The 4,965-nt window shown below is 47.9% G+C and carries 4 protein-coding genes and 1 pseudogene; 1 reads left to right on the top strand and 4 read right to left on the bottom strand.

Annotated features, from left to right (window positions below; translation table 11 throughout):
• The 3 genes and pseudogenes from RCH83_RS10715 to RCH83_RS10705 form a co-directional block, all read right to left on the bottom strand.
• Positions 1-578, bottom strand: a pseudogene (locus RCH83_RS10715) (hypothetical protein); the annotation flags it as partial.
• Positions 579-604: 26 nt separating this feature from the next.
• Positions 605-1,501: an NTP transferase domain-containing protein gene (locus RCH83_RS10710; protein WP_306521829.1), complete on the bottom strand. Its 897-nt coding sequence runs from the start codon at positions 1,499-1,501 to the stop codon at positions 605-607.
• Positions 1,502-1,731: 230 nt separating this feature from the next.
• Positions 1,732-2,886, bottom strand: coding sequence for an iron-containing alcohol dehydrogenase (locus RCH83_RS10705; RefSeq protein ID WP_306521827.1), 1,155 nt, complete (start codon positions 2,884-2,886; stop codon positions 1,732-1,734).
• 290 nt (positions 2,887-3,176) lie between these two features.
• Between RCH83_RS10705 and RCH83_RS10700 the strand changes: the two genes are divergently transcribed.
• On the top strand, positions 3,177-4,505 hold the full coding sequence (locus RCH83_RS10700) for a Na+/H+ antiporter NhaC family protein (RefSeq protein WP_306521825.1): 1,329 nt from the start codon (positions 3,177-3,179) through the stop codon (positions 4,503-4,505).
• Positions 4,506-4,641: 136 nt separating this feature from the next.
• Here the strand turns inward: RCH83_RS10700 and RCH83_RS10695 are convergent.
• The coding region (locus tag RCH83_RS10695) for a M48 family metalloprotease (protein WP_306521823.1) at positions 4,642-4,965 on the bottom strand (324 nt) is incomplete at its 5' end.

Here is a 4,965-nt window from a genome sequence, read left to right as displayed (position 1 = left end):
AGCGCCTGACAATCTTTTAACCGACCGGCAGCGTTGTTGGTGATGGCCTGTTTTAACTGAAAAAACCGCATACCAAGGTTATGAAAATCGGGCAGCACTGTCACCAGCGTTTTGGCGTCAAAATCGGCTAAAGCAGCCGCAAACTGACCAAAAGTCAGAGCTGCGGCAAAAGCTTGTTGCGGCTTTTCAACCACTTCAATGCTGCAGCCGTTATTAATAAATTGCAGCGCCCTTAAATCCTGCGCCTGCCCTGCCAGATAACTGCCATCGGCTTTGGCTTGCTGGCGTAATATTTCAAGCGGATACAAACCTTGTTGTTGTTTCACCAGCAAATGTTGTTCAATTTTTAAGGCGTTTTGCACTAAATCCGCAGGCGACGGAAAAATGGCGGTGTTAATTTTTTGCAAAATCAGCTTGTTATCGCCACTTTTTAATAAAAAAGTCTGATTAATATGGCCGTTGCCAAAAGGCAAAATTTCAGTGTCAGCCGGCAATTGATAAGCCTGTAAAACCTGCGCTGTTACCAGCGGATGTTGCACAGCTGAAGTTTGCGCAAAAGCAGAGGCGCTTTGAGTCATCACAGTAGTTCCAATCAATAGTGCTATCAAATGTGCAGGTTGTGGCCTGCCTCTTGTTGTTTGGTTTGAAAATGTTCAACAATTTCTGGCAAATCAGCAGGATAAGTCACACCAAACCAGGCTTCATCCGACATATATACCTTGAGTCGTTGTGCTTGCTGTAAGGCATTGTCCACAACAGCAGGCAAATAACATTCTGTTTTATCGTCAGGTGTTGCCTGAAGAAAAGCAGTTAACGCCTGCTCAAGCTGCCCCATCACTGCTGCGGTAAAACCCCAGATATTCATGGATACCGGCGACTCTGGCTGAAGCTGCACTTGTTGCCCCTTGCTGTTCACACCGAGCAAGCTCGAAGTATACTGCTGTTTAATCTGACAATATTCTTCAACAGACGTTAAATAACTATCGGCCACCACACATAAACCCCGGTTTACACCCCCATGTGCCGACAAAGTGCGTGATAACGGAAAAGCCACCATAGCCCAATCCGGCTTTGCAGCAGAAAAATGCTGCACCAATAGCTGCATGGCTTGGGCGCCATAATAATCATCAGCGTTGATCACTATCATATTGTCATTGGCAACAGCACTGCGGGCACACCAGAGTGCATGGGCTGTACCCCAGGGTTTTTGCCGTGTTATAGCGACAGTGCCAGGCGGCAGATCAGCAGGGTTTTGTGTGACCAACATCACTTGTAAATCGGCTGGCAAATGGTTCAGTACTTGCTGTTTCAGCGGCTCGATAAGTTCAGGGCGGATCACCAGTACCAGTTTACGCACACCGGCCTGATAAGCGTCCATGGCACTAAAATGCAATAGAGTCCGGCCTGTGTTGCCTAAGATGGCGAGTTGTTTATCCCCGCCAAAACGACTGCCCATGCCGGCTGCCAACACAACTAAACAAGGTACTGCGGCTGAACTCATACTCTGGATGCCCGGCTATCTGCAAAGAGGCATTATGATAACGTCTGAACTCACCGCCTGACCAGTCAAAATACAAAAGCCGGTGTTGCTTACACAAAACCGGCTTTTTGTTGGGCTGCTTTCAGGGCATTTTTACAGCGCTTTTTAATTGCCCCCTTTTGCAGCTTTTAAGCGCGCTGCGTTTACTGCGCGCCTGGTTTAAGGCAAGCCTGGTTTAAGGCAAGCCTGGTTTAAAGAGCTGCAGTCAGAATTTTGCGGGAAACATCCAGCGTAATATCACCATGTTCACCCAGCTTCAGCATTTTATGTTGTTCCAGTTTGGCCACTAACGCATCCACAGCATCGGCCTGAATACCATAATCGGCCATCCGGGTTGGTACGCCCATTTGCTCAAAAAAGGCTCTGGTGTGCTCTATGGTTTCATCAATTAAGCGTTCTTCGTCAGTATGTTGCAGGTTAAACACCCGCTTGCCATATTGAATCAGCTTGGCCCGTTTTTGGCTGCGCTGTTGTTGTAACAAAGCGGGTAATACAATGGCCAGCGTCTGGGCATGATCCAGCCCGTATAAAGCAGTGAGTTCATGACCAATCATATGGGTGGCCCAATCCTGCGGCACGCCCTGACCAATCAGGCCGTTAAGCGCCATGGTGGCCGCCCACATCACATTGGCACGCACGTCGTAATTGTGTGGGTCTTTCAGTGCCAAAGGGCCCTGCTCTATCAGTGTCAGCAATAAACCTTCAGCAAATCTGTCCTGCACTGCCGCATTGACCGGATAGGTCATGTATTGTTCCATCACATGCACAAAAGCATCGACCACACCATTGGCCACTTGTTTTGGCGGCAGGCTGTATGTCACTGTCGGGTCCAGCACCGCAAACTGCGGATACACCAGCGGGCTGGCAAAAGATAACTTTTGTTGAGTGCTATAACGGGTGACCACTGAATTGCCGTTACTCTCTGTACCTGTTGCCGGCAGAGTTAACACACAACCTAAAGGTAAAGCCGCACTGACTGGCGCCCGTTTGGCCAGAATGTCCCATGGGTCGCCCTGAAAAAGCGCTGCAGCCGCTATAAACTTGGTGCCGTCTACCACACTGCCGCCACCCACAGGCAATAAATAATTAATGCCCTGCGTTTTGACGATATCCACAGCTTTTAATAAAGTTTCAAAAGATGGATTTGGCTCAATACCTGAAAATTCAACAACTTCAAAGCTATCTAATGCTTGCATCACTTGTTGATACACGCCATTGTGTTTAATAGAGCCCCCACCGTAAGTCAGCAATATTTTGCTGCCTTTGGGCACTAAAGTGGCGAGCTGACTAATCTGGCCTTCGCCAAACACTATCCGGGTTGGGTTCTGATAAGAAAAATTAAACATAAAAACTCCGTGTGCTGATGCAACAGGTAAAAGCCTTCTGGCTTATAAAAAGCTGCACAGGCTACACAAGGGGCAGCAGGCAGACTCTGGATATGGCGTTTTATCGGGTAAATTCAACCGGTCAAACGCAGTTATTCAGTAATAACTAAATTAAAGATGCTTTAAGCCATAACATAAAGTTATTTGACAGGCCTTCTGGACGTCTATATATTCCGCGACGTTATATGCGCCATAAGTAACTGTCACTTTAATGACTAACAGGCGCATGCCGATTTTGATGGAGACCCACCATGAATGCAGCCAGTCGACAGCAGGCAAAATTGTCGTTATTGCCCTTGTTGTTGTTTGTATTGTTATTTTTAGGCACTGGCCTGTATTTACAGAGCCAGGGCGTTGCTTATGCTTTTTATCAGTTACCTGGGCCTGTGGCCATTATTCCGGCTTTAGTGCTGGCCGTGTGGTTAAACCGGGCGCCTTTAGCGCAAAGTATTGATGTGCTGGTCAAAGGTGCCGGTAACAGCAACATTATTACCATGTGTATTATTTACCTGCTGGCCGGTGCTTTTGCCGCTGTTGCCCAGGCCAGTGGTGGTGTTGATGCCGTGGTCAATGCAGGTTTAAGCCTGGTTCCCGCCAGTTTGTTATTGCCTGGTTTGTTTGTTATTTCCGCCATTGTAGCCACTGCGATGGGCACTTCCATGGGCACCATTGGTGCTTTGGCTCCTATTGCTGTTGGTTTATCTCAGCAAGCCGGCCTTGAACCTGCTTTAGTTGCCGGCGCTTTATTAAGTGGCGCTATGTTTGGCGACAATCTTTCCATTATTTCCGACACCACTATTGCAGCCACCCGCACCCAGGGTGCTGAAATGAAAGATAAATTCCGCGAAAACTTTAAAATTGCCATGCCGGCAGCGCTCATCACTCTAGTGCTGTTTACCAGTCTGGCCAGCACAGATACGGCTGTTAACGTCAAAGAGTTCAGTTGGACTGGCGTTCTGCCTTATGCCGCTATTCTGGTGTTAGCTATTGCCGGTATGAATGTATTTGCCGTGTTATTACTGGGTATTGTATTGGCGGCCTTGCAGGGCGTAATTTTTGCCGACTATCAGCTGGCCAACCTTGGCAAAGATATTTTTAAGGGTTTTGCCAGCATGCAGGAAATTTTCCTGTTGTCGATGTTTGTTGGCGCCCTGGGTGAGTTTGTTAAACAACAGGGTGGCCTCGCCTGGATTGCCGGCCATATTGCTGCTTTGGCGGGCAAGCTGGCACTTGCAGGCAATAAAGCACAACAGCTGGCCATTGCTGCTTTGGTATTTATCAGTAACCTCTGTATTGCCAATAATACCGTTGCAATTGTAATAGCAGCTGATGTCAGTAAAGACTTAGCCGAGCACAACAATATCAGCCCGAAACGCAGCGCCAGTTTGCTGGATATTTTTTCCTGTATCAGCCAGGGTCTGGTGCCTTATGGTGCTCAGGCCTTATTGCTTGGTGCCAGCTTTGGTTTATCGCCATGGGACGTTGTGACTCAGAGTTATTATTGTTTCATTCTGGCCGCTGTTGCTATAACAGCTGTGTTGTTCAGCCGGCATCAGGCGATAAAAACAGCTGCAGTCTGACATTCCTTGAAGATAAAAAAACCGGCAATTGCCGGTTTTTTATTGTGCTGTTGCAACTATCTGCTTTCTGCGACTGCGGCTGCTTGTGGTTTTTAGACCACCAGCGCCATTTCGGTTAGCACATGCAGTTTCATAACTAACGATTACACCTTGGCAAATTGCCTTGTGCCAGCCTGCTTTGATAAGCACTTAAGGCTGCCGGCATATCTTTTTGCAATTTTTTAATGCGGTTCTCCGGCACAGGGTGGCTGGATAAAATTTGTGGAGTGCCGCCGCTGCCTTGTTTGGCCATGTTTTGCCAAAGCTTCACCGACTCTTCAGGTTGAAAACCGGCTTTGGCCATTAAATCCAAACCAATCACATCAGCTTCGGTTTCATGCACCCGGCTAAAAGGCAGAACTATGCCCACCTGAGCACCCAAACCAAAGGCACTGGACAGTTCGGCTTTATAGCGGGTATT

Source organism: Rheinheimera sp. (genome assembly GCF_030824435.1).
Classification (GTDB): domain Bacteria; phylum Pseudomonadota; class Gammaproteobacteria; order Enterobacterales; family Alteromonadaceae; genus Pararheinheimera.
The sequence above is the reverse complement of the archived record's forward strand: the minus strand, read 5'-3'. Positions and strand labels throughout refer to the sequence as shown.

What these genes read in the sequence shown, in the direction of transcription:
- RCH83_RS10705 (WP_306521827.1), bottom strand. Translation starts at nt 2,886, where the DNA reads ATGTTTAATTTTTCTTATCAGAACCCAACCCGGATAGTGTTTGGCGAA.
- RCH83_RS10700 (WP_306521825.1), top strand. Translation starts at nt 3,177, where the DNA reads ATGAATGCAGCCAGTCGACAGCAGGCAAAATTGTCGTTATTGCCCTTG.
- RCH83_RS10710 (WP_306521829.1), bottom strand. Translation starts at nt 1,501, where the DNA reads ATGAGTTCAGCCGCAGTACCTTGTTTAGTTGTGTTGGCAGCCGGCATG.